This window comes from Micrococcus sp. M4NT, from assembly GCF_033790745.1.
Classification (GTDB): domain Bacteria; phylum Actinomycetota; class Actinomycetes; order Actinomycetales; family Micrococcaceae; genus Micrococcus.
In genome coordinates, this window is record NZ_JAMYEH010000001.1 from 77,554 (window position 1) to 102,844 (window position 25,291).

The following is a 25,291-nucleotide window of genomic DNA, read 5'->3' on the forward strand; positions in this document are numbered from 1 at the left end:
CTGTGTACAACCCCACGGCACCCGTGAACGAGCAGCTGGCGCAGTACAGCGACCTGTTCATGCTCATCGCCGCCCTCGTCTACGCGGCGGCCTTCATCCTCTTCGCCGTCGACATGGCGATCTCCTCCTCCACCATCCGTCGCATCGAGACCCAGCTCGCGGCCGAGCGCGGCACGGCCGGCGTCGTCCCCGCGGCGACGCGGGAGCCGGCCGGCGTCGGCGCCCGCTCCGCCGCCAACGGCACGGTCGGCGGCTCCGGCACCACCGCCCTGCCCGCCGAGACGCGCCACGCGGGAGCCGGCAACGGCCTCGTGGACGAGGACATGGACTACACCGGCACGGGCCGCCGCCCCGTCGCCAACGTGGCCGTGGCCGTGCTCGCGATCGGCTGGGCCCTGCACGCCTTCGCCGTGGTCGCCCGCAGCATCGCCGCGCACCGCGTGCCGTGGGGCAACCTCTACGAGTTCATGACCACGGGCGCGCTCGTCATCGTGACGGTGTACCTCGCGTTCCTGATCCGCAAGGATCTGCGCTTCGTGGGCTCCTTCGTCACGGGCCTCGTGGTGGCCATGATGTGCGCCGCCACCATGGGCTTCCCGACGCCGGTGGGCCACCTCCAGCCGCCGCTGCAGTCGCCGTGGCTCGTGATCCACGTGTCCATCGCCGTGCTGGCCAGCTCTCTCTTCGCGCTGACCGCCGCCATGTCCGTGCTCCAGCTCCTGCAGGACCGCGCCGAGCGGCGGGCCGCCGCGGGAGAGCACTCCTGGTCCTTCCTGCGCCTCGTGCCCTCGGCCTTCGCGCTCGAGAACTGGTCCTACCGCCTCAACGCGGTCGCCTTCGTGATGTGGACCTTCACCGTGATCGCCGGCGCCATCTGGGCCGAGGCCTCGTGGGGGCGCTACTGGAACTGGGACACCAAGGAGGTCTGGTCCTTCGTGATCTGGGTGGTCTACGCGGCGTACCTGCACGCCCGCGCCACCCGCGGCTGGACCGGCTCCCGCGCCGCGTGGCTGAGCATCGTGGGCTTCGCCTGCATCGTGTTCAACTACACGATCGTCAACAAGTTCTTCCCCGGCCTGCACTCGTACGCGGGCCTGCCGAGCTGACCGGAGGTCAGGCCTCGGGACCGTCCGGCTCCTGACCCGTCTCCCGGCGGCGGCGCAGCTCCTCCTCGCGGGCGCGCAGCTCGGCGTCCCGCCGGTCCAGCTCGCGCTCCCGCTCGGCCTGACGACGCTGGGTGCGCAGGGTGCGCAGGAAGTCCTCGTCGTCGTCGGGGGAGGCGGGACGGGCGGGGGGGCGGCCCGTGGCGCCCGCCGGGCGGGCGCGGCCGAGGCACAGCCACAGCAGGGGCCCCACGAGCGGGACCAGCACGACGACGGCCACCCACGCCCACTTGGGCATCGAGCGCACCTGGTGCGCCGGGGTGAGCAGCGCCTCGAAGAGGGCGTACAGGGTGAGGCCGACGAGGACGATCGCGGCGGGGATGAGGAAGCGGCCCATCGGTCCAGTCTATTCGGCGGCGGAGCGCTCCTAGAATGGACGGGTGCGTCTCTTCCTCTACGGCCTCGTCCGCGTGCTCCTGTTCTTCGCCGTCTGGGGCGTCAGCCTCTGGCTGGGCCTGGGACTGGTGATGTCCACGATCGTGGCCGCGGTGCTGACCTTCGCGATCAGCTACCTCTTCCTCACACGGCTGCGCCTGGGCGCCACGCAGGACCTCGCGGCCGCGTGGGAGGGCCGGCCCGGGCGGCGCGGCCGGATCGAGCAGACCGACGCGGACGCCGAGGACGCCTACACCGAGGGACGCTTCCGGGGCTGACGAGCCCCGGCACCGGTCAGAGGGCCGCGCCGAGCGCGAAGGTGATCGCGTAGAGCAGGCCGATGACGCCCGTCGCGCGCAGCACGGGGATGAGCCGGCGGCGGTCCTGGGCGCGCAGCACCGTGCGGGCCGGACGGACGGCGAGCGCCGCCGCCAGCAGCACGAGCAGCATCCACGGGTGGGAGTCCACGAACAGCAGCGGCAGCAGCACGGCGACCGCCAGCATGACGGCGTAGGATGCGCGGGCCGGGGCGTCCCCGATGCGGGCGGCCAGGGTCATCTTGCCGGCCGCGCGGTCCGTGGGGATGTCCCGGATGTTGTTCACCATGAGCAGTGCCGTGGAGATCAGCCCGCAGCCCACGGCGCCGGCCCAGGTCAGGCCGGAGACCGTGCCCGCCTGGGTGTACGTGGTGCCGAGCACCGCCACGAGGCCGAAGAACACGAACACGAACACCTCGCCCAGGCCCAGGTAGCCGTAGGGCTTCTTGCCGCCCGTGTAGTACCACGCGGCCGCCACGCACAGCAGGCCCACGGCGATCAGCCACCACTGGCCGGCCAGCAGCACGAGCCACAGCCCGGCGAGCATCGCCAGCGCGAAGCAGGCGAACGCGGCGAGCTTCACATGCTTCGCGGGAACGAGCTTGGACGCCGTGAGGCGGAAGGGGCCCACCCGGTCGTCGTCGGTGCCGCGGATGCCGTCGGAGTAGTCGTTGGCGTAGTTCACGCCCACCTGCAGGGCGAGCGAGACCACGAGCGCGAGCAGGGCGCGGCCCACGTGGAGGGACCCGAGGTCCGCCGCGGCGGCCGAGCCGACGATCACGGGCGCCACCGCCATCGGCAGCGTGCGCAGGCGCGCGGCGGCGACCCACTGGGAGAGCGAGGCGGACATGGTCGGGGGACCTCCTGGAGACGATGCGATGCGGGGCGATGCGATGCGGGGCGGTGCGAGGCGGGTCAGCGAGGGGACGCGTGCGACGTCGACGCGGTGGGGGGACGTCCGGCTCGGGGATGGCGCACTTCACGAACGCCTCGAACGGGGGGACTGCGAACTCAGCGTAGCCGTGCTGGGGGGTGGAGAGGAGGCCGAGGGTGATGACGTCGGCCTCAGGGGGCGACCTGGGATGACGCGCGGCCCATCCGGGCGGCCACGGCCTGCGCCCTCCGCCTCCCCGGGCCGAGCTCCGCCCTGGCCGGCTCCCCCACCGCGCGGACGGCGTCATCCGTGTCCCGGCTGCCGCTCCGGGGAGAGGCAGCGTCACGCCTCGGCGAACCGCCGGGTGAGCTCCTGCCGGTCCGTCTTCCCGGTGCTCAGCAGTGGCAGCGCGTCGAGGGCCAGCCACGTCTTCGGGACGGCGGCCGGCCCGAGCCCGGTGCGCACGCGGGAGCGCAGCTCATCCTCGAGGGCCGCGGGGAGGGCCCCGCCGGGGAGGACGTCGCCCTCGGCCGGCACCACCGCCGCGCACAGCCGCTGCCCCCACTCGGGATCGGCCACGCCCGCCACGTGGGCGGCCGCGACGCCCGGGTGCGCCTCGAGCGCGGCGGCCACCGCGGCGGCCGAGACCTTCACACCGCCCGTGATGACGACGTCGTCCAGGCGCCCGGTGACGGACAGGCGCGTGCCGCCGTCGGGGGTGCCGGACACCGTGCCCGTGTCCTCGGTGAGGAAGGCGGGGGCGCCGTCCGCGCCGCGCGGGAAGTGCGCCGCGGTGCGGACGGGGTCGTCGAGGTAGCCGGCGGCCACCATGGGCCCGGCGAGGCGCACCCGCGGACTGGCGGCCGGGTCGGCGGGGTCGGACGGGACGGTGTCCGCCGTGACGCCGGGCAGCGGGACGCCGTCGTACACGCAGCCGCCGCACGTCTCCGCCATGCCGTAGGTCGCGGTGACACGCACACCGGCGGCCTCGGCGGACGCGCGCAGCTCGGGGGCCAGGCGCGCCCCGCCCACCAGCACGCGGTCGAAGGCGCGCAGCGCCGCCACGCCGGCCGGGTCGGCTCCGGGCGCCAGGAGCCGGGCGAGCTGGGTGGGGACGAGCGAGACGAAGCGCGGGCCGCCGTCGTCCGGGAGGCGGGCGGCCCCTGCGGCGAAGGCGGCGGGCGTGAACGGGCCGTGCGGCAGCGCGACGGGCGCGGTGCCGGCCGCGATGGTGCGGGAGAGCACGGCCAGGCCGGCCACGTAGTGGACGCCGACCGCGAGGAGCCAGTGCCCCTCGCCGCCCGTGCCCTCCCCGCCGAGCCGCTGCGCGGTGGCGGCGGCCGAGGCGCGCAGGGCGCCGCGGGTCAGGACGATCTGCTTCGGCGTGCCCGTCGAGCCGGACGTGCGGACGACGGCGACGGCGTCCGGGTGGCCGCAGCGCGCCGGATCGCGGGCCTGGGGGCGCAGGGCCACGGTGCCGTCCGCCGTGAACTCGACGGGCGCGCCGCCGTCGAACGCCGTGGCGAGGGCGGAGCGGGCAGTGGCCAGGGCGTCGGGGGTCAGCGGCATGAGACCACGGTAATCGTGGGCGGGGACGCTCTAGGCTTCACGCATGACCGCCCCGGACACCGCCGCCACGCCCGCCGCCGAGATCGGCCCCGTCACGCTCACCGGCCGCCTCGTCCGGCTGGAGCCGCTGAGCCACGACCACCACGACGAGCTCGTCGAGGCGGTGCAGGACGGCCGGCAGTGGGAGCTCTGGTACACCGCCGTGCCCACCCCCGAGGGCATGGCCGCGGAGATCGACCGTCGCCTGGCCCTGCAGGAGGCCGGGTCCATGGTCCCCTTCGCCACCCGTCGGCTCTCCGACGGGCGGGTCATCGGCATGACGACGTTCATGAACATCGACCGTTCCGTGCCCCGCGTGGAGGTCGGCAGCACCTGGAACGCGGCCTCCGCCTCCGGCACGGGGACGAACGCCGATGCCAAGCTGCTCCTGCTCGGCCACGCCTTCGAGGTCTGGGGCGTCGCGGCCGTCGAGTTCCGCACGGACTGGATGAACATGCAGTCCCGCGCGGCGATCGAGCGGCTCGGTGCCAAGCGGGACGGGGTGCTGCGCCAGCAGGCACAGCGCAACGGCTACGTGCGGGACACGGTGGTCTACTCCGTCGTCGCCGCGGAGTGGCCCGCAGTGAGGAAGGGCCTCGAGTTCCGCGTGGGGCGCCGGGCTCAGAAGTAGTAGGGGAACGGCGTCCAGTCCGGTTCGCGCTTCTGCAGGAACGCGTCCCGGCCCTCCACGGCCTCGTCCGTCATGTAGGCCATGCGCGTGGCCTCGCCGGCGAACACCTGCTGGCCGGCCATGCCGTCGTCGGGCAGGTTGAACGCGAACTTGAGCATGCGGATGGCCTGCGGGGACTGCGCGTTGATGTCCGCCGCATACTCCAGCGCGACCTCCTCGAGGCGCTCGTGGTCCACGGCCTCGTTGACGGCGCCCATCTCGACCATCTGCTCGGCCGAGTACTCGCGCGCCGTGAAGAAGATCTCCCGCGCCCGCTTCTGGCCCACCTGGCGGGCGAGCAGGGCAGAGCCGTAGCCGGCGTCGAAGGAGCCGACGGTGGCGTCCGTCTGCTTGAACTTCCCGTGCTGGCGGGAGGCGAGCGTGAGGTCGGCGACCACGTGCAGCGAGTGCCCGCCGCCGGCCGCCCACCCGTTCACGACGGCGACGATCGCCTTGGGCGAGGTGCGCATCAGGCGCTGGACCTCGAGGACGTGCAGACGTCCGTGGCGCGGGCGAGGGCGTCGGCGGTGGCGGGCATGGCCCCGAGTGTAGGAGGCCCGACGGTCGGACGGATCCGCCCCGCAGGCGGGATCCGCCCGGCCGGTCAGAGCATGAACGGCACGGTGGCGATTTTGACCACCATGATCAGCGCGAACAGCTGGGCGTACCCCTCGGTCACGCGGGCGTCGGTGGAGCGGGAGAGCGCGTAGTCCAGGATCGCCGGCTGGCCCGTGATGCCCGCCAGCGCCCCGTAGGTGCGATCCACGGACTGCCCCAGCAGCCGTGCAGCGGCGATGAGCAGGGCCGCGGTCAGCGCGGTGAGCACGGCGGACATCAGGATGGCCAGCCCGCCGACCCGGGTGAACACCGTCTCGATGAACGCCGGGCCGGCGGCCAGGCCCACCACGCCCAGGAAGAGCATGAGGCCGAACTGCCGCAGCGTCAGCGCGATCTCCGTGGACGGCTCCCACACGGTGGGTCCCGTTCGGCCGATCGCACCGAGGGCGAGGCCGACGAGGATGCACCCGGCCGCCGGGCCGAGGGAGAAGGAGGCCCCGCCCGGAAGCGGGATCGTCACCATGCCCAGCAGGTAGCCCAGCGCCATGCCCGTTCCCAGGGAGATCCAGTCCAGGTTCGAGAGCCCGCGCGTCGAGTTGCCGAAGAAGTCGCGCACCGCCTCCATGCGCGGCGCGGTGGTCACGATGAGCACCCGGTCGCCGACCTTGAGCTCGGTCTGCGGGGTGGCCAGCGACTCGACGTCGTCGCGCCGCAGCCGGGCGACGTCGGTGCCGAAGCGCTCGCGCAGGGACAGCGTGCCCAGGCGACGATCGGCCAGGGTGCGGGCCGTGACGATGACCATGGAGGTCTGCAGCGGGTTCATCACCCGCGCCGGGTCGGCGTCGGTGCGGCGGCCGAAGGCCTGCACGGCCTCGTCGATGTTCTTCTCCGTGCCGTCCAGGACGACCTTGTCCCCGGGTTCGATCCGGTCGGCAGAGCCGGCGATCCGGGCCACGCCGCCGCGGCGCAGCGCCACCACGCGCAGCAGCCCCTCGGAGATCCCCGGGATGTCCCGCACGGCGCGGGCGGAGGTGGCGGCCGCGGCGGTGAAGCGCAGCTTGCCGTCGGTCACCGGCGCCGGATCGCGCGGGGAACTGCGCCACGGGCGGGCGGCGAGCAGGGTGATCGCGATGATGGTGCCGACCACGCCCACCAGGTAGGACAGCCCGTAGCCCACGGCCGGGGCCTGCCCGCCGGTGAGCTGGTTCGCCAGCGCCATCGCCGGCGTCGCGGTGAGCGAACCCGTCCACACGCCGATCGCCGTCGGCAGGTCCAGGGTGAACAGCGCGGCCAGCGGATGCACCGTGAAGGCGGTGAGGATCACCACGACGACGGCGGCCAGCATCAGGGGCAGATTGCGGCGCAGGTCCCGGAAGAACACCTTGCCGGCGCCGAGCCCGATCAGGTACGCGAACAGGGCCAGGCCGAAGCTCTGGAACAGGGCCAGCCGGTCGCCGACGTCGGGCAGCACCGCCCCGACGAGCAGGCCCACGAACAGTGCTCCCGAGGCGCCGAGGCGGATCCTTCCCAGGGGGATGGTGCCGACGGCGGCGCCCAGGGCGACGGTGGCCATGAGGACGAGGATGGGCTGGTCGTTGAGCAGTGCGAGCATGGGCGGGTCTCCGTCCTGCCGTGGTGGTCGGTCAGAAGTGGTACGGGAAGGCGGACCAGTCCGGGTCGCGCTTCTGCAGGAACGCGTCCCGGCCCTCCACGGCCTCGTCCGTCATGTAGGCCATGCGCGTGGCCTCACCCGCGAACACCTGCTGGCCGGCCATGCCGTCGTCGGGCAGGTTGAACGCGAACTTGAGCATGCGGATGGCCTGCGGGGACTGCGCGTTGATGTCCGCCGCATACTCGAGGGCGACCTCCTCGAGGCGCTCGTGGTCCACGGCCTCGTTGACGGCGCCCATCTCGACCATCTGCTCGGCCGAGTACTCGCGCGCCGTGAAGAAGATCTCCCGGGCGCGCTTCTGGCCCACCTGGCGGGCGAGCAGGGCGGAGCCGTAGCCGGCGTCGAAGGAGCCGACGGTGGCGTCCGTCTGCTTGAACTTCCCGTGCTGGCGGGAGGCGAGCGTGAGGTCGGCGACCACGTGGAGCGAGTGGCCGCCGCCGGCCGCCCAGCCGTTCACGACGGCGATGATCGCCTTGGGGGAGGTGCGCATCAGGCGCTGGACCTCGAGGATGTGGAGGCGTCCGGCGCGGGCGGGGTCGATGGTCTCCGCCGTGTCCCCCTCGGCGTAGCGGTAGCCGTCGCGGCCGCGGATGCGCTGGTCCCCGCCGGAGCAGAACGCGTGGCCCCCGTCCTTGGGGGAGGGGCCGTTGCCGGTGAGCAGCACCGTGCCCACGTCCGGGGTCATGCGGGCGTGGTCGAGGGCGCGGTAGAGCTCGTCCACGGTGCCGGGGCGGAACGCGTTGCGGACCTCGGGGCGGTCGAAGGCGATGCGCACCGTGGGCAGGTCGCGCACCCAGCGGCCCTCGGCGTCGCGCTCCACCTGCCGGTGGTAGGTCATGTCCTCAAAGTCGAAGCCCTCGACCATGCGCCAGCGCGTCGGGTCGAAGAGGTCGGAGACCTTCTCGGGGAGGCGGTCGCGGTCGGGGCGGGCGGAGGTCGGCTCGGTCATGGGGCCGAGTCTAGTGAGGGTCTTGACGGGGGTGCTTGACTTCTGCCCAGCCCGTGCGAGCGCCCGGGCCGCGGCCGGCGCGGGAGGTGACCACGCCCCCCGGGTGCCGCCGAGCCCGAAGGAAGGACCGCGATGTCCGACATCCATGCCCGGACCGTCGACGGCGTCGAGGTGCACCACCTCGACGCCGAGGGCCCGCTCACCGCCGACCTGCTGTTCCGGGTCGGTGCCGCGGACGAGACGGTCTCCACGCTGGGCCTGTCCCATCTCGTCGAGCACCTCGCGCTCGACGGGGTGGAGGGGCTCGAACCGGACGTCGACGGCGAATCGGCCATGACCTACACCGTCATGCGCGTGAGGGGGACGCCGGAGCGGGTCGCCGACCGCCTCGAGAGGATCTGCGCCCGGCTCTCCGCCCTCGCCGCCGGCGGCGTCTCCGACGCGGAGCTGGCCCACGCCCGTCGGGTGCTCGAGGCCGAGGGCGGAGGCCCCATGGCCGACGGACCCCACGCGGCCGAGCACCTCCACCACCGTCTGGGGGCCGCGGGCTTCGGGCTCGGGGTGGTGCCCGCGCGCTTCCTCGCCCGGATCACGCCGGCGGAGGTCGCCGACTGGGCCGGCACGCGGTTCACGGCCGGCAACGCGATGCTGGTGCTCAGCGGACCGGCGCCGGAGACGCTCCGGCTCCCCCTGCCGCCCGGCGCACGCCGGCCCCTGCCGGAGATCCCGTTCCTGGAGCGGCGGTACCCGGCCGAGTACCTCTCCGGAGGGGAGGAGCCCTCGGTCTCATTTGTGCTCGACGACGTCCACGACACCTCCCCCGCAGCCCTCGTCCTGCTGCTCTCCGTCCTCCGCGCGCGGGTGTTCCGGACTCTGCGGCAGGAGCAGGGCATCGTCGACGACGTCACCGTGGACACCGCCGTCCTGGGACGACACGGCCTGCTCGCCGTGGTGGTGCGGTGCGCCGAGAAGGACGCCGTGCCCGCCGTGCAGGGTGTCCTGGAGATCCTGCGCGGCCTGCGCGACGGTGGCGCCCATGACGACGAACGGCAGCGGGCGTCGCAGGAGTACGAGGCCGACGAGGCCGGGGCGACCGCCGTGGACATGCATCTCCACGACCACCAGAGCCGGTTCCTGGGCCACCCCTCCATGGAGGGCGTCGACGGGCCGGCGGTGCAGGCCGTGCCGGACGCCGAGATCGCCCGACTCCTCTCGCGACTGGAGGACACGCTGCTGGTCGGGTTCCCGCCGGCCGGCCGCGAGGAGGGCCAGCTGCTCGGCGCGGAGACCCTCATGTTCCCGCATGTCGAGGTCGACGACGGCCCGGTCGTGGCCGGTGAGGAGTTCCGCCCCGGCTGGGCGGCCCGGATGGGAGGGTTCCGGCTCCGCTGCACCGTGGGCGCGGAGGGGATCGGCCTGGACTTCGTCGACGGTTCCCTCGGCATCCGGTGGGACGACGTCGTCGCCTGGTCTCTGGGCCGGGACGAGCACGGAGCCGAGGTGCTGACCCTCGAAGCCCGGGACGGATCGGGCGGCGACATCCCCCTGTCCCTGTTCAAGAATGCCGAACGCCTGCGGTCGCTCGTGCTCGCCCACCTGCCCGAGCGCCTGCGCCTTCCCGAGGAGGGCTGACCCCGCTGCGGTTGTGGTCACGACACGCCGCGGCGTGGACTGCCGGCACGGCGTGTCGTGACCACAGCGCGTCACGGGACGGGCTGGAGAGGGGCGCGTCGTCCAGGGGTGGGCGACGGCCGCCAGCCGTTGGGGCGAGGGCTGGTCAGTCGCCCACCCGCTCCACGGCGCCGAGCGCGGTGAGCAGGAACGCGTGCTCCCACGCCGTGTCCTCCCAGCCCTGGTAGCGGCCGGAGGCGCCGCCATGGCCGCCGTCCATCTCGGTGCGCAGCAGGATGGGCGAGCCGCCCTCAGCCAGCGGCGTGGCCTGGTCCGAGGTGACCGTGCGGCGCAGCTGCGCCACCCACTTGGCGGGCTCCACGTAGAGCACGCGGGTGTCGTTGAGCGAGGTCACCGCGGCGATCGCCGGGTAGTCCACGGCCCGCACGTTCTCGTATGGGGTGTAGGACTTCATGAGCCGGTAGATCTCCGGGTCGGTGATCGGGTTGCCCCACTCCTCCCACTCCAGTGCGGACAGCGGGAGGTCCGGGTCGAGGATGGTGGTCAGCGCGTCCACGAACGGCACCACGGCCAGGCACGCGCGGTACAGCTCGGGCGCTCGGTTGAGGACGGCACCCATGAGCAGCCCGCCGGCCGAGCCGCCCGTCGCCGCGATCCGCGTCGGGTCCACCCACCCGGAGTCCGCCACGAAGCGGGTGGCGTCCACGAAGTCGGTGAACGTGTGCGCCTTCGCGGCCTTCTTGCCGTCCTCGTACCAGGCCCGGCCCAGCTCGCCGCCGCCGCGCACGTGGGCCACCACGTAGACGACGCCACGGTCCAGCAGGGACAGCCGGGCCACCCCGAACGCCGGGTCCATGGACATCTCGTAGGAGCCGTAGCCGTACACCACGCACGGCGCGCTCGCGTCCTGCGCCACGTCCTTGCGGCGGATCACCGTGAGTGGCACGCGCACGTCCGCACCCGTGGCGGCGGAGGGCTCCGAGGCCGGCGCCCACCAGCGCTCCACCGCGTAGTCGGCCGGGTCGTGGCCGGGCACCTCCACCTCGCGGCGCAGGTGCACCTCGCCGGTGGCCGCGACGACGTCCAGCACGCGGGCCGGCGTGATCCAGGACGTGTAGGCCAGGCGCAGGAACGGCGACTCGGCCGCCGTCGACGCCAGGTGGCACGCGTAGAGCTCCTCCTCGAACGCAGGCTCGCGCCAGCCCACGGAACCCGCGTCCCCTGAGCCCAGCACCGCGTCCAGCTCCGCGACGACGACGCGCGGCGTCGTCTCCCGGCGCACCGCGAGCGCGGCGTGGGTCAGCGTCACCATGACGCCGTCCACCTTCACGTCCTCGCGGTGGGGGACCACGGTGCGCCACGTGGAGCGGTCGGCCACGTCCGCCTCCGTGACCACCGAGAGCATGCCGTTGGGCGCGAGGCGCTCGGCGCCGTCGCCGGTGAGCTCCGCATCGTGCACGATCAGCAGGCGGCGGACGCCGTCGCCGCCCGTGACGGGCTCGACGTCGGCGAGCATGCCCCACGCGCGGGGGATCAGCAGGCGCGGGGCCGGCAGGGGCTCGTCCGCGGACTCGGGCAGGTCGACGACCCAGGTCTCGGACACCTCCGAGTTCCCGACGCCGATGAGCAGCTGGGTGCGGTCCGCGACGCCCTCGAATCCCGTCCACATGCCGGGGTCGGACTCCTCGTAGACCAGCACGTCCTCGGCCGGGTCCGTGCCGAGCGTGTGCACCATGACGCGGTACGGGCGCCACGAGTCGTCCCACAGCGTGTAGAAGACGCGCGCGCCCGAGCGGTCGAAGCGCACCCCGTGGGCGATGTTCTCCACCGCGTCCGGCAGGTCCTCGCCGGTGGCGATGTCCCGGACGCGCAGGGTGAAGCGCTCGTCGCCCGCGTGGTCCACGGCGTACGCCACACGCTCGCCGTCCGGGCTGATGTGCATCCCGCCGAGGGAGAAGAAGGGGTGGCCGGCGGCCTCGGCGTTGCCGTCCAGGATCACCTGCTCGCCGGGCAGCGTCTCGCCCGCGGCGACGACGGGCGGCGTCCAGTCCGCCTCGAGGTCCCCGGTGTCCCGCGCGGGCACGCGGCAGTGCACGGGGTACTGCTCGCCCTCGATCGTGCGCACGAAGTACCACCAGCGATCCCGGCGAGCGGGCACGGACTGGTCCGTCTCCACGGTGTGCGCCTTGATCTCGCCGAAGATCGCCGCGCGCAGATCGGCCTGGTCCGCGGTGACGGCCTCGGTGTAGGCGTTCTCGGCATGCAGGTGGTCCAGCACGCGCTGGTCTTCCTTGGCGCGCAGCCACTCGTAGTCGTCGGCGAACTCCTCGCCGTGCACGGTGCGCGTCGTCGGGACGACGGCTGCCACGGGCGGCGTCGGGCGTGCGGCGGGGGAGCGGTGCGCGAGGGCGTCGGGCTGGGTGGCGACGACGTCGTCGGCGCGGTGCTGGGCGTCAGGCATGGTCCCCATCCCATCACAGGAGCGTCGCGCGCGAGGGCACAGGCTGCCTCGACGCGCAACGGGGGCGGGACACGCCCGAAAGGTTCCGCCTTCCGGGCGTGTCCCGCCCCCGAAGCCCGTGAGGGCGCCGGCTCAGAGGGCGCGGGCCACGAGCATCTTCATGATCTCGTTGGTGCCGCCGTAGATCTTCTGCACGCGCGCGGCGGTGAAGGCGCGCGCGATCGGGAACTCCTCCATGTAGCCGTAGCCGCCGAACAGCTGCAGGCAGCGGTCGACCACCGTGTTCTGCATGTCGGTGGCGAAGAACTTCACCATCGAGGCGTCGGCCGCGGTCAGCTTGCCCTCCACGTGCGCCACGATGCATTGGTCCACCAGGGTGCGTGTGGCGAGCGTGTCCGCCACGCACTCGGCGAGCACGAACTGCGTGTTCTGGAAGCCCAGCAGGGGGCTGCCGAACGCGTGACGCTCCTTGGTGTAGCGGATGGTCTCGTGCACCGCGGCCTCGCAGGCCGCGGCGGCCGTGACGGCCAGCGTCAGGCGCTCCTGGGGCAGCTGGGACATGAGCTGGATGAAGCCCTGGCCCTCGGCCTCGCCCAGGAGGTTGGCCACGGGCACCCGCATGTCCGAGAAGGACAGCTCACGGGTGTCCTGGCCGTGCTGGCCGATCTTGTTCAGCACGCGGCCGCGCTCGAAGCCCTCGAGCCCGGCGGTCTCCGCGACGATCAGGGACAGCCCCCGGCCGCCCGGCTGGTCGCCCGTGCGCGCCACGATGACCAGGAGGTCACAGTGCGTGGCGTTCGAGATGAACGTCTTCGAGCCGTTGATCACGTAGTCGTCGCCGTCGCGCACGGCGCGGGTGCGCACGGCCTGCAGGTCGGAGCCCGTGCCCGGCTCGGTCATGGCGACCGCGCCGACCAGCTCGCCGGTGACCATGCCCGGCAGCCACTTCTGCTTCTGCTCCTCGGTGCCGTAGGCCAGGATGTAGTGCGCCACGATGGGGGAGTGGACGCCGAAGCCCCACGCGTCGTCGAAGCAGCGCGCCTGCCCCGTCATGACGGCGGCCTCCAGTGCGAAGGTGCCGCCGATGCCCCCGTACTCCTCGGGGATGGAGGGGCACAGCAGGCCGGCCTCGCCGGCCTTGTTCCAGAAGTCGCGGTCCACGCCGTGCTGCTCGGCCCAGCGGGAGAAGTTCGGCACGGCCTCGCGGGCCATGAACTCGTCGGTGAGCTCGAGCAGGGACTCGGCGTCCTCGGTGAGCCAGGGGGAACGGTAGCTGTCCAGGATCATGGGGGTCTCCTCGGTGTCGGTGTGGCTCGGTGGGGCGGTCAGCGCGCGGCCATGCGGATGGCGCCGTCGAGCCGGATGGTCTCGCCGTTGATCATCTGGTTCTCCACGAGGTGGGTCACCAGGTGGGCGCACTCGGACGGGTCGCCGAGGCGTGAGGGGAACGGGACCTGCTGGCCCAGGGACTCCCTCGCCTTCTCCGGCAGGTGGCTCATCATGGGCGTGAGGAAGAGCCCGGGGGCGATCGTGTTCACGCGGATGCCGTGCGCTGCCAGCTCGCGCGCGATGGGCAGGGTCATGGCCACGACGCCGCCCTTGGAGGCCGAGTAGCCGGCCTGGCCGATCTGGCCCTCGAACGCGGCCACCGACGCGGTGTTGACGATGACGCCGCGGCCGCCGTCCTCGTCCGGCTCGTTGCCCGCCATGGCCTGGGCGGCCAGGCGGATGACGTTGAAGGTGCCCACGAGGTTGACGGCGATGATCTTCTCGAAGGCCTCGAGCGGCTGCGCCCCCTCGCGGGAGAGGACCTTCGCGGGCGTGCCGATGCCGGCGCAGTTCACGACGCCGGAGAGCGGCCCGGGCTGGCGGGTCGCCTCCTCGACCGCGCGGGCCACCTGGTCCGAGTCGGTCACGTCGGTCTCCACGAGCACGGCGCCCTCGGGGGCGGACCCGGCGAGGTCGGCCACCACGACGTGGGCGCCGCGCTCGAGCAGCGCCGTCGTGGTGGCCTCGCCGAGGCCGGAGGCCCCGCCGGTGACGATGAAGGTGCGGTCCTTGATCTGCATGGTCGTGATCTCGATTCTCGTCCCGCGGGACGGGTGGTGGGGTCGGGCTGAGGCGGCGCCGCTCGAGGACGGAGGCGCCGGCGGGGGTCAGGCCTGCGCGGCGGGGTCGGCCGATCCGACGGGTCCGTCGAGCTGGGCCCGCAGCCGGTGCTTGAGGATCTTCCCGGACAGGTTGCGCGGGATCTCCGCGATCACGAGGTCGTGGGGGAGCTTGAAGCGGGCGATCCGGCTCTCGCCGTACGCGCGGAGGTCCTCCAGGGTCACGGTGGCCCCCGGCGCGGGGGTGACCACGGCGACGATGCTCTCCCCGAAGTCCGGGTGGTCGCGGCCGACGATCGCGAGCTCGGCGACGCCGGGGCAGCCGGCGAGCGCGTTCTCCACCTCCACCGAGTAGACGTTGCGGCCGCCGGTGATGATCAGGTCCTTGAGGCGGTCGACGATCGTGAGGTAGCCGCCCTCGTCCACGCGGGTCAGGTCGCCGGTGTGCACCCAGCCGTCGACCACGGTGGCGGCCGTGGCCTCGGGGTTGCGCCAGTAGCCCTTCATCATCGTCTCGCCGCGCATGATCATCTCGCCCACCTCGCCGACGGCCACGTCCTCGCCGTCGGCGTCGACGACGCGCACCTCCGTGTTCGGCATGGCCAGGCGTCCGCTGGCGGACGGGTGGGCCATGACCTCCTCGTGGGTGAGGAGGATGCCGCCGGGACCGCCCTCCGTCTGGCCGCAGGCCTGGACGATGTCCACGTGCGGGAGGGCGGCGACGAGCGCCTCCGCGGTGCTCGCGGGCATCGGGGCGGCTCCGTAGAAGAGGTGGCGCAGGTGGGAGAGGTCCCGGGCGGCCATCTGCGGGCTGCGCAGCATGGAGGCGAACATCGTGGGGACGCCGAAGAACACCGTGACCTTCTCGCGCTCCAGCGCCTCCAGCACGTCGTCCGGCGCGAACGCGGGCATCAGCACCTGGGTGGCGCCCAGCATCACGCCGTTGAAGAGCAGCAGGTTGAGGGACGCGGAGTGGTAGAGCGGGGCCACGTGCAGCATCGTCTCGTCCAGGCGGAGGCCGAGGCCCATGGTGATGCTCTGCCCCACCCAGAGCACGCGGTGGTGGTCGAACAGGGCGCCCTTGGGCCGGCCGGTGGTGCCCGAGGTGTAGATGATCAGCGCGTCGTCGTCCTCGGACAGCTCGCGCTCGAACGTCGACTCGTCGCGGGCCAGCGCCGCGGCGAGCACGTCGTCGAACCCGTCCAGCTCGCCGAGGCCGAGGGCCGTCGCCGTCCCCAGCCCGCCGTCGTCGGCCTGCAGTGCGCGGACGCCGTCGCCGGCAGCCGGGTCAACGAGGACCATCGACGACTCGGTGTCGGCGAGGAAGTGCCGGAGCTCGGGCGCGGCGGAGCGGGGGTTGACGGGAACGGCGATGGCCCCGGCGCGCAGCGCGCCGTAGATCCCGACCACGAAGGCCATGGTGTTGCCCGCGACGAGGACCACGCGGTCCCCCCGCTGGACGCCGCGGTCGGCGAGCTCTGCCGCGAGGCGGGTGACGGTGCGGTCCAGCTCCCCGTACGTGAGGGAGGACTCGCCCCACCGCAGCGCGGGGCGGTCCGGGACGCGGCGGGCGGTGGAGGCGAGGACGCCGGGCAGGGTGGGCATGGGGTGCTCCTGGGTCGCGTGCGGAAGCGGGCGGTCAGACGTGTGATGTCCGTCTCATCCGTGGATGCTATGCGACTGTATGGCGATCTGCACGAATGTGCAATGATGACGCGTAGGCGGATCGGACGGACGAGGCGCACGGAGCCCTGGCGTCGCGAGGAGAAGGAGCCGACCGGAGATGCGAGACGACGAGGCACGGATGCGGGGCGCCGGACTGTACGCCGAGGACTTCCCGGTGGGGACGCGGTCATCGATGGGCTCGTACCCGGTCACCGAGGAGGAGGTCATGGCGTTCGCCCGCCAGTGGGACCCCCAGTTCATCCACACGGACCCGGAGCGCAGCGTCACCCACGGGCGCTACGGGGGACTGATCGCGAGCGGCATCCACACCGTGGCGATCCTCCAGCGGCTCCAGGTGCTCGCCCGCACGGACCACTGGCACGTGATCGCGGGGCGAGGCATCGACCGCCTGCGCTTCGTGCGCCCGGTTCGGCCCGGGGACGTCCTCACCGGGGACGCGGTCGTGACCGAGCTGACGCTCGAGCCGGAGCAGGGACGGGGTCTCATGGTGTTCGCGTCCCGGGTGTGCAACCAGGACGGCAAGGACGTGCTCACCATGGAGATCTCCGCGTACCTGGAGATGCGGACCGCGGCGCTCCCGCACTGAGCGGCCGCCGGGGGTCAGGCCAGGCCGAGGATCCCCCGCACCACGCCCATGCCGAAGAACACCACGAACGCGGCGGCGACCAGCCACAGCAGCGGGTGCACCTCACGGGCGCGGCCCTGGCCGGCGCGGATGACCGCGTAGGCGATCATGCCGGCGCCGATGCCGTTGGCGATCGAGTACGTGAACGGCATGAGGATGAACGTGAGGAAGGCCGGCAGCGCGGCACCCCAGTCCGACCAGTCGATGCGCGTCACCTGCGCGCACATCATGAAGCCCACCACCACGAGGGCGGGCGCCACCGCCTCGAACGGGACGAGGTGGATCAGGGGCGTGAGGAACATGGCCAGCAGGAACAGCAGGCCCGTGACCACGGAGGCCAGGCCCGTGCGGGCGCCCTCGCCGATGCCGGTGCCGGACTCCACGAAGATCTGGTTGGCGGAGCCGGACGCGCCGCCGCCGGCGGTCACCGCGAGGGCGTCCACCATGAGCACCCGGTTGAGGTCCGGGATGGTGCCGTCGGGCTCCACGGTGCCGGCCTCGCGGGCCAGGCCCACGGAGGTGCCCATCGCGTCGAAGAACACCGAGAGCAGGATCGCGAAGACGAGCAGCGACGCCATGAGCCCGCCGAGGGTGTCGAAGGCGCCGAAGAGGGACACGTGGCCCAGCAGCGAGAGGTCCGGGGCCGCCCAGTCCGGAACGGACGGCGCCACGAGGGACCAGCCGAGCGGGTTCACGGTGCCGTCCGCGGCCACGGAGGGGCCGATGTGGAACACGGCCTCGAGGATGTTGGCCAGCACGGTGGCCACCACGATGCCGATGAGGATGGCCCCGCGCGTCCCGCGGATGACGAGGATCGCCGTGACCGCCAGGCCCACGATGAACACGAGCACCGGCCAGCCGGCCAGCTCGCCGCCCATGCCCAGGCCCACGGGCACGGTGGTGCCCGCAGCGTCGGGGAGGCGGCGCACGAACCCGGCGTTGACGAGGCCGACCAGGGCGATGAACAGGCCGATGCCGACGACGATGGCCGTCTTCAGCGCCTCCGGCACCGCGTTGAACACCGCCGTGCGGAAGCCGGTGGCCACGAGCACCACCATCACCAGGCCCGCGAGCACCACGAGTCCCATGACGTCCGGCCACGTCATGCCCGGGGTGGTGGCCACGGTGATGGCCACGAACGCGTTGATGCCCAGGCCCGCGGCGAGGGCGAACGGGTGCCGCGCCCACACGCCCATCACGATGGTCGCGACGCCGGCCACGAGCGCGGTCACGGCGGCCACGCGCGGCACGCCGAGCACGTTCCCGTGGGCGTCCGCGCCGGAGAGCACGAGCGGGTTGAGCACGATGATGTAGCTCATGGCCAGGAACGTGGCGAGGCCGCCGCGCATCTCCTGGCCGACGGTGGAGCCGCGTGCCGAGATGCGGAAGAAGCGGTCGAGGCCGGAGGCGGGGGCCGGCGGGCGTGCGGGCCCGGGCGGGGCGGCGGGGGAGGAGGCGGTGCGCGAGGACATGGCACCAGGGTAGTGAGCGGCCTGGACGCGGCGCGCCAGTGCGGGCAGACTCGACCGGTGAGCTCTCCCACCCCCGCGACCCGGTCCCGCCTCGGCGACCTGCGGGGGGCCTTCCAGATCTACGCGCCGTCCGTGGTCTACGCGATCGGCCTCGGCGCCATGACGCCGGCCATCGCCTCCGCGGCGCTCGCCCTCGGCCTCACCACGGCCCAGGCCGCCGCCGTCGTCGTCCTGGTGGGCCTCGGCTCGCTCGTGGCCAACGGCCCGGCCTCGCTCCTCGCCGCCCGCGCGGGGGAGCGGCTCACCATGATCGTCTCGGCGGTGCTCGGCACGGCCGGGGCGGGCCTGGCCTGGGGCACGACGGCGGCCCTCGCCTCGGCCGCCGTCGTCCCGGGCGGCGGGGTGAGCGAGCCGGGCCGGCTCGCCCTGTTCCTGCTGGCCGTGCTCCTGGTGGGCGTCGCGGGGGCGGGGTTCAACCTCGCCCGGCAGGCCTACCTGGCGGTCGCCATCCCGGCCACCCACCGCGCGCGGGCGATGTCCACGCTCGGGGGGACCATCCGCATCGGCGTGTTCTCCGGTCCCTTCCTCGGCGCCGCCGTCCAGGCGGGGCTGGGGCTGTCCGGCGCCTTCGCCGCCGCGACGGCGACCATGGCGGCCGGCGCGGTCCTGTGCCTGCGCATCCGCGAGCTGACGGTGCCCGGGGAGACGGCCGGCGTCGCGGCCCGGGGGACGGCGGCGGGGGCCGGGGGCGGTGCACCCCGGATCGGGCAAGGGCGCCCGCGCGTCGCGGACGTGGCGCGCGCCCAGCGCGGGGTGCTGCTGACGGCGGGCTTCGGCGTCATGGCCGTCTCGGCGGCCCGCGCGGCGCGCAACGCGGTGATCCCGCTGTGGGCCGCCCACCTCGGCCTCGACCCGGCGGCCGCCTCGCTCGCCTTCGGCCTCGCAGGCGCCGCGGACCTGCTCCTGTTCTATCCGTCCGGGCGGCTCATGGACCGGTACGGCCGACGTGCGGTCGCGGTGCCCTGCCTCGCGCTGCTCGGGGCGGGGTTCCTCGCGGTGAGCCTCTCCGCGCACCCGCTCGCCTTCGCGGCGGCCGCGCTGCTGCTGGGGATCGGCAACGGGTTCGGCTCGGGGATCGTCATGACGCTCGGTGCGGACTACTCGCCGGCCAACGCCCGCCCCCAGTTCCTGGGGCTGTGGCGGTCCATGTCCGACGCCGGCATGCTCGCCGGCCCGCTGCTGGTCTCCCTGGTCACCGCGGCGGCCGGCCTCGCGTGGGGCGTCGGCGCGCTCGCGACGGTGTGCGCGGCGGGCGCCGTCGTGTTCCGCATCGTGCTGCCGGCGGGGCCGGGTGCCGTCGCCGAACCGGCCGACGTGGCGGTGCGGCCGCGGGCGTGAACGCGTCCCGCTGGAGCGCGGGTCAGGCGGCCGCCGGGTCCTCCGGGGGGACCGTCTGCCCGGAGGCGTGGTCGTCGAAGATCATGTAGGTCTGGGTGTCGACGACGCCGGGCAGGGTCTGCAGCTCGTCGAAGATGACCCGGCGCAGGTCCGCGTTGTCCCGGGCGCGCACCAGCAGGATCACGTCCATGTTCCCGCCCACGAGGGAGACGTGCCACACCTCCGGGATGGCCAGCAGGGTGGCGCGCAGCTCGCGCCAGTTGTGCTGGCGCAGCTTGAGGGTGACGTGCGCCGAGGCGCCCAGGCCGACCTTGACGGGGTCCACGCGCACCGTGAATCCGGTGATGACGCCGGCGTCCTGCAGCCGGTTGAGGCGCGAGTAGCAGTGCGCGCGGGAGATGTGCACGCGCTCGGCCAGCGCGGCAACGGAGAGGCGGCCGTCCTGGGTCAGCTCGCGCACGATCGCGCGGTCCAGGGTATCGATGGCCATGGGATCTCCTCGAGAGCTGGGGCAGGATGGGGACGGCGGGCCGCGGCCGCTCCGACGGGCAGCTCGGGGGCCGCCGCCGACGCGGGACTGGCGCCTTGCACGGTCCGTCTCCGTGTCACCGGTCACACTAGCAGAACGTCTCCAGCAACAGGCCAAAGCATTCCATTGATCCACTGATTATCCGCCGGCGGGCGACAGAATGCCCTCGACCGGCACACTGTAGGCCACAGATCGAGAGGACCCAACGTGAGTGACTCCACCCCCGCCGTGCCCGGCACGGCCGCCGACGAGGCGGCCAAGGCCGCGGCGAGCGCCAACGCCGGCGCCGCCTTCGGCATCTCCCTCGAGGAGTACCTGCTCCCCGCGACCCGCCGCATCCAGCTCATCGGCGAGGACGGCACGCTGCTCTCCCCGGAGGAGCAGGGCACCGAGCCCGGCCACGAGTACCCGCTGCCCTCGGACGAGACCCTGCTGGAGGCCTACCGCCACCTCGTGATCGGCCGCCGCGTCAACGACCAGAACTACGCGCTGGTGCGCCAGGGCCGCATGGCCGTGTACCCGTCCTCCCACGGCCAGGAGGCAGCCGAGGTCGCCGCCGCGGTGTGCCTGGGCCAGGACGACTGGCTCTTCCCGACCTACCGCGACACCGTAGCCGTGATCGCCCGCGGCGTGGACCCCCTCGACGTCATGGTGGCCTACCAGGGCACGTGGCATCAGGGCTACGACCCCAAGGAGCACCGCGTCTCCGTGCAGGCGACGCCGCTGACCACCCAGATGCTGCACGCCGTCGGCCTGGCCAAGGCGGCCCGCCTGCGCGGCGAGGACGTCGTCTGCCTGGCCATGGTCGGCGACGGCGGCACCTCCGAGGGCGACTTCCACGAGGCGCTGAACTTCGCCGCCGTGTTCAAGCTGCCGGTGATCTTCTTCGTGCAAAACAACAAGTACGCGATCTCCGTGCCCTTCGCGAAGCAGTCCGCCGCCCCGTCCCTGGCCCACAAGGCCGTGGGCTACGGCCTGGCCGGCGAGCGCGTGGACGGCAATGACCTCGCCGCCCTCCTGGCCGTCCTCGGCCGTGCCGTGGACCTGTGCCGCGCGGGTCAGGGCCCCTTCCTCGTGGAGGCGGACACCTACCGCATGCAGGCGCACACCAACACCGACGACCCCACGCGGTACCGCGAGGACGCCGAGGTGCAGATGTGGGCCGAGCGCGACCCGCTGCGCCGCATGACCGCGTACCTGCAGGGCACCGGCGCCCTCACCGACGAGGTGTCCGAGCAGATCACCCAGGACGCCGAGGACGTCGCGGCCCGCCTGCGCGACGCCATGAACGCCGAGGTCGAGCTGGACCCGCTCGAGCTCTTCGACCACGTGTACACCGTGCAGACCCCCCAGCTCGCCGCCCAGCGCGCGCAGCTGGCCGAGGAGCTGTCCCGCACCGAGACCCAGGAGGCCTGAGCATGGCGACCCTGACCTTCGCCGCCGCGCTCAACGCGGCCCTGGCCGACGAGATGGCCGCCGACCCGATGGTGGTCGTGTTCGGCGAGGACGTCGGCACCCTCGGCGGCGTCTTCCGCATCACCGACGGCCTGACGAAGCGCTTCGGGGAGGAGCGCTGCTTCGACACCCCGCTGGCCGAGTCCGGCATCGCGGGCATGGCCGTGGGCATGGCCCTCGGCGGCGCCCGCCCGGTCATCGAGATGCAGTTCGACGCCTTCGCCTACCCCGCGTTCGAGCAGATCGCGAGCCACGTGGCCAAGATGCGCAACCGCACCAAGGGCGCGGCCCCCATGCCCATGACCATCCGCATCCCCTACGGCGGCGGCATCGGCGGCGTGGAGCACCACTGCGACTCCTCCGAGTCCTACTACGCGCACACCCCCGGCCTGAAGGTGTACACCCCGGCCTCGGTCAAGGACGCCTACATGATGCTGCGCTCGGCCATCCGCCTGGACGACCCGGTCGTCTTCATGGAGCCCAAGAAGATGTACTGGACCAAGGCAGAGCTGGACCTGGACGAGCTGCGCGCCGAGTTCGAGGAGCGCTGGGCCCGCGTCGAGGAGAAGAAGGAGCACGGCGAGGCCTGGGCCCAGGCCGCCGTCGTCCGCACCGGCACCGACGTCACCCTGGTGTCCTACGGCCCGTCCGTGCCCACCTGCCTGGCCGCCGCCGCGGCCGCGGAGGAGGAGGGCTACAGCGTGGAGGTCGTGGACCTGCGCACCGTGAACCCGCTGGACGAGGAGACCGTCGCGGCCTCCGTGTCCAAGACGGGCCGCGCCGTCGTCGTCGCCGAGCCCCAGGGCTTCGCGTCCGTGGCCTCGGAGCTCGTGGCGCGCGTCCAGCAGCGCTGCTTCCACTCGCTCGCCGCTCCGGTGCTGCGCGTGACCGGCTTCGACATCCCCTTCCCCGCCCCGAAGCTCGAGGAGCACCACCTGCCGAACGTGGACCGCATCCTCGACGCGATCGACGACCTGAACTGGGACCTGGAGCCCGAGGAGGCCCGCGCATGAGCAACATCTTCCTGCTGCCCGACCTGGGCGAGGGCCTCACCGAGGCCGACCTGGTCCGCTGGCTCGTGGCCGAGGGCGACGAGATCGCCGTCGACCAGCCCGTGTGCGAGGTCGAGACCGCCAAGGCGATCGTGGAGGTGCCCAGCCCCTACGCCGGCACGGTCCTGACGCTGCACGGCGCCGAGGGCCAGACCATGGAGGTCGGCAAGCCGCTGTTCACCGTCGGCGCGGCCGACGATGCCGGCGCACCCGCCGCGGCCCCTGCCGCTCCCGCGGCCTCGGACGCGACCCCCGGCTCCGCGGCCGACGCCGACGCGGCCCCCGCGGCCGACGGCGCCGTGCCCGGCGCGCTGTCCTACCGCGAGGAGGAGCGCGCCGGCGTGCAGCCCGCGCCGGACAAGGCCCGCGGCGGCGACGGCGACGTGGAGGGCTCCGACGAGGAGGCCTCCGGCGCCGTGCTGATCGGCTACGGCACCTCCGGCCACAAGGCCAAGGGCCGCACCCGCCCGTCCAAGCGCTCGCGCAGCGGCGCCCCCGCCGGTCCGGCCCGCTCCGGCGCCGCGCCGGCCACCCCCGGGAAGGCGCCGCGCGTGGCCTCCCCGATCGTGCGCAAGCTCGCCCGGGAGACCGGCGTGGACGTGGCCGCCGTGACCGGCACCGGCCCGGACGGCCTCATCACCCGCGCCGACGTGCTCGCCGCCTCCTCCGGCGCGGCCGACGTCCCCTCCGCGGCCGCCTCGACGGGCGCGCTGGCCGCCTCGGCCGTGCTCGCCGGGACCGCGGCCGAGCAGACGCCGGCCGAGAAGTCGGTCGCCGTCGGCGCCGCCGAGGGCCAGGCCGCGCCCGCGGCGCAGTCCCTGAGCGCCACCGCCGCGCAGGGGCAGGCGGACGCCCGCACGGGCCTGTCCGTCACCGCCCGCACCCCGATCTCGGGTGTGCGCAAGGTGATCGCGGACCAGCTCTCCCGCTCCCGCCGCGAGGTCCCCGAGGTCACCGCGTGGCTGGACGTGGACGTCACCGCCCTGCTTCAGCTGCGCGCGCAGCTGAAGAAGGCGGACCCGGAGAACGCCCCGAGCCTGCTCGGCCTGATCGCCCGCTTCACGCTGGCCGGCCTGCGCCGGTACCCGGTGATGAACGCACGCATCGAGGCCGGCGCCGGCGGCCGTGACGAGATCGTGGAGGTGGACGGCGTCCACCTCGGGCTCGCGGTGCAGACGCCCCGCGGCCTCATGGTGCCCTCCGTGGAGCACGCGGAGCGGCTGTCCGCGGACGAGCTGACCCGCGCGATCAACGAGACCGTCACCCGTGCCCGCGACGGCAAGGCCGCCCCGGCCGAGCTGACCCGCGGCACGTTCACGCTCAACAACTACGGACCGCTCGGCACCGACGGCGCCACCCCCATCCTCAACATCCCCGAGGTGGGCATGCTCGGCATCGGCCGCATCATGGACCGCCCGTGGGTCGTGGACGGGGAGATCGTGGTCCGCAAGGTCACCGAGATGACCGTGACCTTCGACCACCGCGTCACCGACGGCGCCACTGCGAGCGCGTTCCTCACGTTTGTGGCGGACTGCCTCAACGACCCGACGGCGGCCCTCGCCCGGATCTGACGGGCCCGCCCCTCCTGGACGAGTCCTGGGCAGGTGTGCCCCTCCGATGCGGAGGGGCACACCTGCGCAGGGCTCGTCCTGCTCTGGTGTGGCGTTCGTGGACGCACGACGGCGGCGCGTCACGCAGGCTTCATCGGAGCGTCACGCGACCGTCGCCTGGGGGCTCCTCCGCCTGGGGTGCCGCGTGCCTAGCCTGGGGCCATGAACCGCGTTCCCTCCGCGCACGGTCCGTCCTCCTCCATCGACACGCCCGCCGCGGGCGAGGCCGCCGCGCGGCCGCGCATCACGCTGGACCCGGAGTCCCTCATCTCGGCGCGTGAGGCGCTCGGCCCGTTCGGCAACCTCGCCCGCCAGGAGCCCATCGAATGGGCCGCCGAGGAGCCGCTGCCCACGGATCTGGCGGACTTCTACCGCTACGTGGGCCCGGAGTGGCTCGAGATCGACACCGTGGGGCTGCCGCTGCTGTTCTTCCCGCTGGACCGCCTGTGGGACGAGCAGGCCGGCTACCGCTGGAACCATCGCACCGGCGCCCTGCTCGTGGACTGGAACGACGACTGGACGGTGGTGGCGAAGCAGGGCGCCGACCCGTTCATCCACGAGGCCGCCACCGGCCGCATCCTCATGGCTCCCGGCGAGGACGGCTGGGAGGACCGCAGGGACGAGCCCGAGCCGGTCTTCCGGGACGTCACCGAGATGGCCCGCGCCCTCGCCGCGGTCGGCACCGCGTGGGCCCGCTTCGACGATCCGTTCACCCCGGACTGGCACCTCACGGACGAGGTGGTGGCCGCCGTCGTCGCCGGCCTCGAGGGCGTGCTCGGCTCGCATGAGCGGGCCGCGGGCCTGGCCCGCAAGCTCGGCTACCTCGCCGCGCGCTGACCCCGCCGTCGGGGACGCCCGGGAGACGCCAGCCTCCCGGACGCCCGCGCGGGCGACGGCGGCCCCCCGCCCCTAGGCTGGCCGCATGACGTCGCCTGACCCCGCGCAGCCGGACCGTGCGCAGCCCGGCCCCGACGGCCTGCACCCCGCTCCGTCCCTCCCGCCCCTGCCCGGTGCCCCCGGCGGCTGCGCCCTGCCCTCGGTGGAGGAGCTGCTGGCCGGCGCGGTGGCCGTGGAGCT

21 protein-coding genes and 1 pseudogene are annotated in these 25,291 nt (G+C 73.7%); 10 read left to right on the forward strand and 12 right to left on the reverse strand.

The window, feature by feature from the left end; all coding sequences use genetic code 11:
* The first annotated feature begins 2 nt into the window (after positions 1–2).
* A complete protein-coding gene (gene ccsB / locus NJC10_RS00405) occupies positions 3–1,106 on the forward strand; it encodes a c-type cytochrome biogenesis protein CcsB (RefSeq protein ID WP_248118001.1) in 1,104 nt (367 codons plus the stop codon).
* A 7-nt stretch (positions 1,107–1,113) separates the two neighbouring features.
* Here the strand turns inward: ccsB and NJC10_RS00410 are convergent, their stop codons facing one another.
* On the reverse strand, positions 1,114–1,500 hold the full coding sequence (locus NJC10_RS00410) for a PLDc N-terminal domain-containing protein (protein WP_248118003.1): 387 nt from the start codon (positions 1,498–1,500) through the stop codon (positions 1,114–1,116).
* Positions 1,501–1,543: 43 nt separating this feature from the next.
* On the opposite strand from NJC10_RS00410, the gene NJC10_RS00415 reads away from it, so the two are divergent.
* Positions 1,544–1,816 (forward strand): DUF4229 domain-containing protein, encoded by a 273-nt coding sequence (locus tag NJC10_RS00415; protein WP_248118005.1) that lies wholly within the window; start codon positions 1,544–1,546, stop codon positions 1,814–1,816.
* Between the two features lie 16 nt (positions 1,817–1,832).
* On the opposite strand, the gene NJC10_RS00420 is transcribed toward NJC10_RS00415, so the two are convergent.
* Together NJC10_RS00420 and NJC10_RS00425 are read right to left on the reverse strand one after the other, a co-directional pair.
* Positions 1,833–2,705, reverse strand: coding sequence for a 1,4-dihydroxy-2-naphthoate polyprenyltransferase (locus tag NJC10_RS00420; protein WP_319073897.1), 873 nt, complete (start codon positions 2,703–2,705; stop codon positions 1,833–1,835).
* Positions 2,706–3,071: 366 nt separating this feature from the next.
* Positions 3,072–4,298: an AMP-binding protein gene (locus NJC10_RS00425; RefSeq protein WP_319073899.1), complete on the reverse strand. Its 1,227-nt coding sequence runs from the start codon at positions 4,296–4,298 to the stop codon at positions 3,072–3,074.
* A 43-nt stretch (positions 4,299–4,341) separates the two neighbouring features.
* On the opposite strand from NJC10_RS00425, the gene NJC10_RS00430 reads away from it, so the two are divergent.
* On the forward strand, positions 4,342–4,968 hold the full coding sequence (locus tag NJC10_RS00430) for a GNAT family N-acetyltransferase (RefSeq protein ID WP_319073901.1): 627 nt from the start codon (positions 4,342–4,344) through the stop codon (positions 4,966–4,968).
* Here NJC10_RS00430 and NJC10_RS00435 read toward each other — a convergent pair.
* The 3 genes and pseudogenes from NJC10_RS00435 to NJC10_RS00445 form a co-directional block, all read right to left on the reverse strand.
* A pseudogene (locus NJC10_RS00435) lies at positions 4,959–5,516 on the reverse strand (enoyl-CoA hydratase-related protein); the annotation flags it as partial. The gene NJC10_RS00430 and the pseudogene NJC10_RS00435 sit on opposite strands and share 10 nt — an antisense overlap.
* 95 nt (positions 5,517–5,611) lie before the next feature.
* Complete coding sequence (locus NJC10_RS00440; RefSeq protein WP_319073903.1) at positions 5,612–7,177, reverse strand: TrkA C-terminal domain-containing protein; 1,566 nt, start codon at positions 7,175–7,177, stop codon at positions 5,612–5,614.
* Positions 7,178–7,208: 31 nt separating this feature from the next.
* On the reverse strand, positions 7,209–8,186 hold the full coding sequence (locus tag NJC10_RS00445) for a 1,4-dihydroxy-2-naphthoyl-CoA synthase (RefSeq protein ID WP_319073905.1): 978 nt from the start codon (positions 8,184–8,186) through the stop codon (positions 7,209–7,211).
* A 132-nt stretch (positions 8,187–8,318) separates the two neighbouring features.
* Here NJC10_RS00445 and NJC10_RS00450 point away from each other — a divergent pair, with 132 nt between their 5' ends.
* Entirely contained in the window at positions 8,319–9,818 is a 1,500-nt protein-coding gene (locus NJC10_RS00450) for an insulinase family protein (protein ID WP_319073906.1), read from the forward strand.
* Positions 9,819–9,963: 145 nt separating this feature from the next.
* Here the strand turns inward: NJC10_RS00450 and NJC10_RS00455 are convergent, their stop codons facing one another.
* The 4 genes from NJC10_RS00455 to NJC10_RS00470 all read right to left on the reverse strand — a co-directional run bounded on the left by NJC10_RS00455 (position 9,964) and on the right by NJC10_RS00470 (position 15,992).
* Complete coding sequence (locus tag NJC10_RS00455; RefSeq protein WP_319073908.1) at positions 9,964–12,279, reverse strand: S9 family peptidase; 2,316 nt, start codon at positions 12,277–12,279, stop codon at positions 9,964–9,966.
* A gap of 132 nt (positions 12,280–12,411) precedes the next feature.
* Entirely contained in the window at positions 12,412–13,566 is a 1,155-nt protein-coding gene (locus tag NJC10_RS00460; protein ID WP_319073910.1) for an acyl-CoA dehydrogenase family protein, read from the reverse strand.
* Positions 13,567–13,604: 38 nt separating this feature from the next.
* Positions 13,605–14,348 (reverse strand): 3-hydroxyacyl-CoA dehydrogenase, encoded by a 744-nt coding sequence (locus tag NJC10_RS00465; RefSeq protein WP_319073912.1) that lies wholly within the window; start codon positions 14,346–14,348, stop codon positions 13,605–13,607.
* Between the two features lie 87 nt (positions 14,349–14,435).
* The gene (locus NJC10_RS00470) at positions 14,436–15,992 is read right to left on the reverse strand and encodes a class I adenylate-forming enzyme family protein (protein ID WP_319073914.1); all 1,557 of its coding nucleotides are present in this window, start codon (positions 15,990–15,992) and stop codon (positions 14,436–14,438) included.
* Between the two features lie 178 nt (positions 15,993–16,170).
* Here NJC10_RS00470 and NJC10_RS00475 point away from each other — a divergent pair, with 178 nt between their 5' ends.
* Entirely contained in the window at positions 16,171–16,659 is a 489-nt protein-coding gene (locus NJC10_RS00475; protein ID WP_319073916.1) for a MaoC/PaaZ C-terminal domain-containing protein, read from the forward strand.
* Between the two features lie 14 nt (positions 16,660–16,673).
* On the opposite strand, the gene NJC10_RS00480 is transcribed toward NJC10_RS00475, so the two are convergent.
* Entirely contained in the window at positions 16,674–18,170 is a 1,497-nt protein-coding gene (locus tag NJC10_RS00480; RefSeq protein ID WP_319073917.1) for an NCS2 family permease, read from the reverse strand.
* Between the two features lie 57 nt (positions 18,171–18,227).
* Here NJC10_RS00480 and NJC10_RS00485 point away from each other — a divergent pair, with 57 nt between their 5' ends.
* Positions 18,228–19,568, forward strand: coding sequence for an MFS transporter (locus NJC10_RS00485; RefSeq protein WP_319073919.1), 1,341 nt, complete (start codon positions 18,228–18,230; stop codon positions 19,566–19,568).
* A 22-nt stretch (positions 19,569–19,590) separates the two neighbouring features.
* On the opposite strand, the gene NJC10_RS00490 is transcribed toward NJC10_RS00485, so the two are convergent.
* Entirely contained in the window at positions 19,591–20,058 is a 468-nt protein-coding gene (locus NJC10_RS00490; protein WP_319073920.1) for an Lrp/AsnC family transcriptional regulator, read from the reverse strand.
* Between the two features lie 246 nt (positions 20,059–20,304).
* Here NJC10_RS00490 and NJC10_RS00495 point away from each other — a divergent pair, with 246 nt between their 5' ends.
* The 4 genes from NJC10_RS00495 to NJC10_RS00510 all read left to right on the forward strand — a co-directional run bounded on the left by NJC10_RS00495 (position 20,305) and on the right by NJC10_RS00510 (position 25,051).
* Positions 20,305–21,513 (forward strand): thiamine pyrophosphate-dependent dehydrogenase E1 component subunit alpha, encoded by a 1,209-nt coding sequence (locus NJC10_RS00495; RefSeq protein ID WP_319073923.1) that lies wholly within the window; start codon positions 20,305–20,307, stop codon positions 21,511–21,513.
* A gap of 2 nt (positions 21,514–21,515) precedes the next feature.
* Complete coding sequence (locus NJC10_RS00500; RefSeq protein ID WP_248116134.1) at positions 21,516–22,565, forward strand: alpha-ketoacid dehydrogenase subunit beta; 1,050 nt, start codon at positions 21,516–21,518, stop codon at positions 22,563–22,565.
* Positions 22,562–24,175, forward strand: a complete 1,614-nt coding sequence (locus NJC10_RS00505; RefSeq protein WP_319073926.1) for a dihydrolipoamide acetyltransferase family protein — start codon at positions 22,562–22,564, stop codon at positions 24,173–24,175. Before NJC10_RS00500 ends, NJC10_RS00505 begins: the two co-directional genes overlap by 4 nt.
* A 201-nt stretch (positions 24,176–24,376) precedes the next feature.
* The gene (locus NJC10_RS00510) at positions 24,377–25,051 is read left to right on the forward strand and encodes a hypothetical protein (protein WP_319073928.1); all 675 of its coding nucleotides are present in this window, start codon (positions 24,377–24,379) and stop codon (positions 25,049–25,051) included.
* The last annotated feature ends 240 nt before the right edge of the window (positions 25,052–25,291 follow it).

What these genes read in the sequence shown, in the direction of transcription:
- NJC10_RS00410 (WP_248118003.1), bottom strand. Translation starts at nt 1,500, where the DNA reads ATGGGCCGCTTCCTCATCCCCGCCGCGATCGTCCTCGTCGGCCTCACC.
- NJC10_RS00420 (WP_319073897.1), bottom strand. Translation starts at nt 2,705, where the DNA reads ATGTCCGCCTCGCTCTCCCAGTGGGTCGCCGCCGCGCGCCTGCGCACG.
- NJC10_RS00425 (WP_319073899.1), bottom strand. Translation starts at nt 4,298, where the DNA reads ATGCCGCTGACCCCCGACGCCCTGGCCACTGCCCGCTCCGCCCTCGCC.
- NJC10_RS00430 (WP_319073901.1), top strand. Translation starts at nt 4,342, where the DNA reads ATGACCGCCCCGGACACCGCCGCCACGCCCGCCGCCGAGATCGGCCCC.
- NJC10_RS00440 (WP_319073903.1), bottom strand. Translation starts at nt 7,177, where the DNA reads ATGCTCGCACTGCTCAACGACCAGCCCATCCTCGTCCTCATGGCCACC.
- NJC10_RS00445 (WP_319073905.1), bottom strand. Translation starts at nt 8,186, where the DNA reads ATGACCGAGCCGACCTCCGCCCGCCCCGACCGCGACCGCCTCCCCGAG.
- NJC10_RS00450 (WP_319073906.1), top strand. Translation starts at nt 8,319, where the DNA reads ATGTCCGACATCCATGCCCGGACCGTCGACGGCGTCGAGGTGCACCAC.
- NJC10_RS00455 (WP_319073908.1), bottom strand. Translation starts at nt 12,279, where the DNA reads ATGCCTGACGCCCAGCACCGCGCCGACGACGTCGTCGCCACCCAGCCC.
- NJC10_RS00460 (WP_319073910.1), bottom strand. Translation starts at nt 13,566, where the DNA reads ATGATCCTGGACAGCTACCGTTCCCCCTGGCTCACCGAGGACGCCGAG.
- NJC10_RS00465 (WP_319073912.1), bottom strand. Translation starts at nt 14,348, where the DNA reads ATGCAGATCAAGGACCGCACCTTCATCGTCACCGGCGGGGCCTCCGGC.
- NJC10_RS00470 (WP_319073914.1), bottom strand. Translation starts at nt 15,992, where the DNA reads ATGCCCACCCTGCCCGGCGTCCTCGCCTCCACCGCCCGCCGCGTCCCG.
- NJC10_RS00475 (WP_319073916.1), top strand. Translation starts at nt 16,171, where the DNA reads ATGCGAGACGACGAGGCACGGATGCGGGGCGCCGGACTGTACGCCGAG.
- NJC10_RS00480 (WP_319073917.1), bottom strand. Translation starts at nt 18,170, where the DNA reads ATGTCCTCGCGCACCGCCTCCTCCCCCGCCGCCCCGCCCGGGCCCGCA.
- NJC10_RS00490 (WP_319073920.1), bottom strand. Translation starts at nt 20,058, where the DNA reads ATGGCCATCGATACCCTGGACCGCGCGATCGTGCGCGAGCTGACCCAG.
- NJC10_RS00500 (WP_248116134.1), top strand. Translation starts at nt 21,516, where the DNA reads ATGGCGACCCTGACCTTCGCCGCCGCGCTCAACGCGGCCCTGGCCGAC.
- NJC10_RS00505 (WP_319073926.1), top strand. Translation starts at nt 22,562, where the DNA reads ATGAGCAACATCTTCCTGCTGCCCGACCTGGGCGAGGGCCTCACCGAG.
- NJC10_RS00510 (WP_319073928.1), top strand. Translation starts at nt 24,377, where the DNA reads ATGAACCGCGTTCCCTCCGCGCACGGTCCGTCCTCCTCCATCGACACG.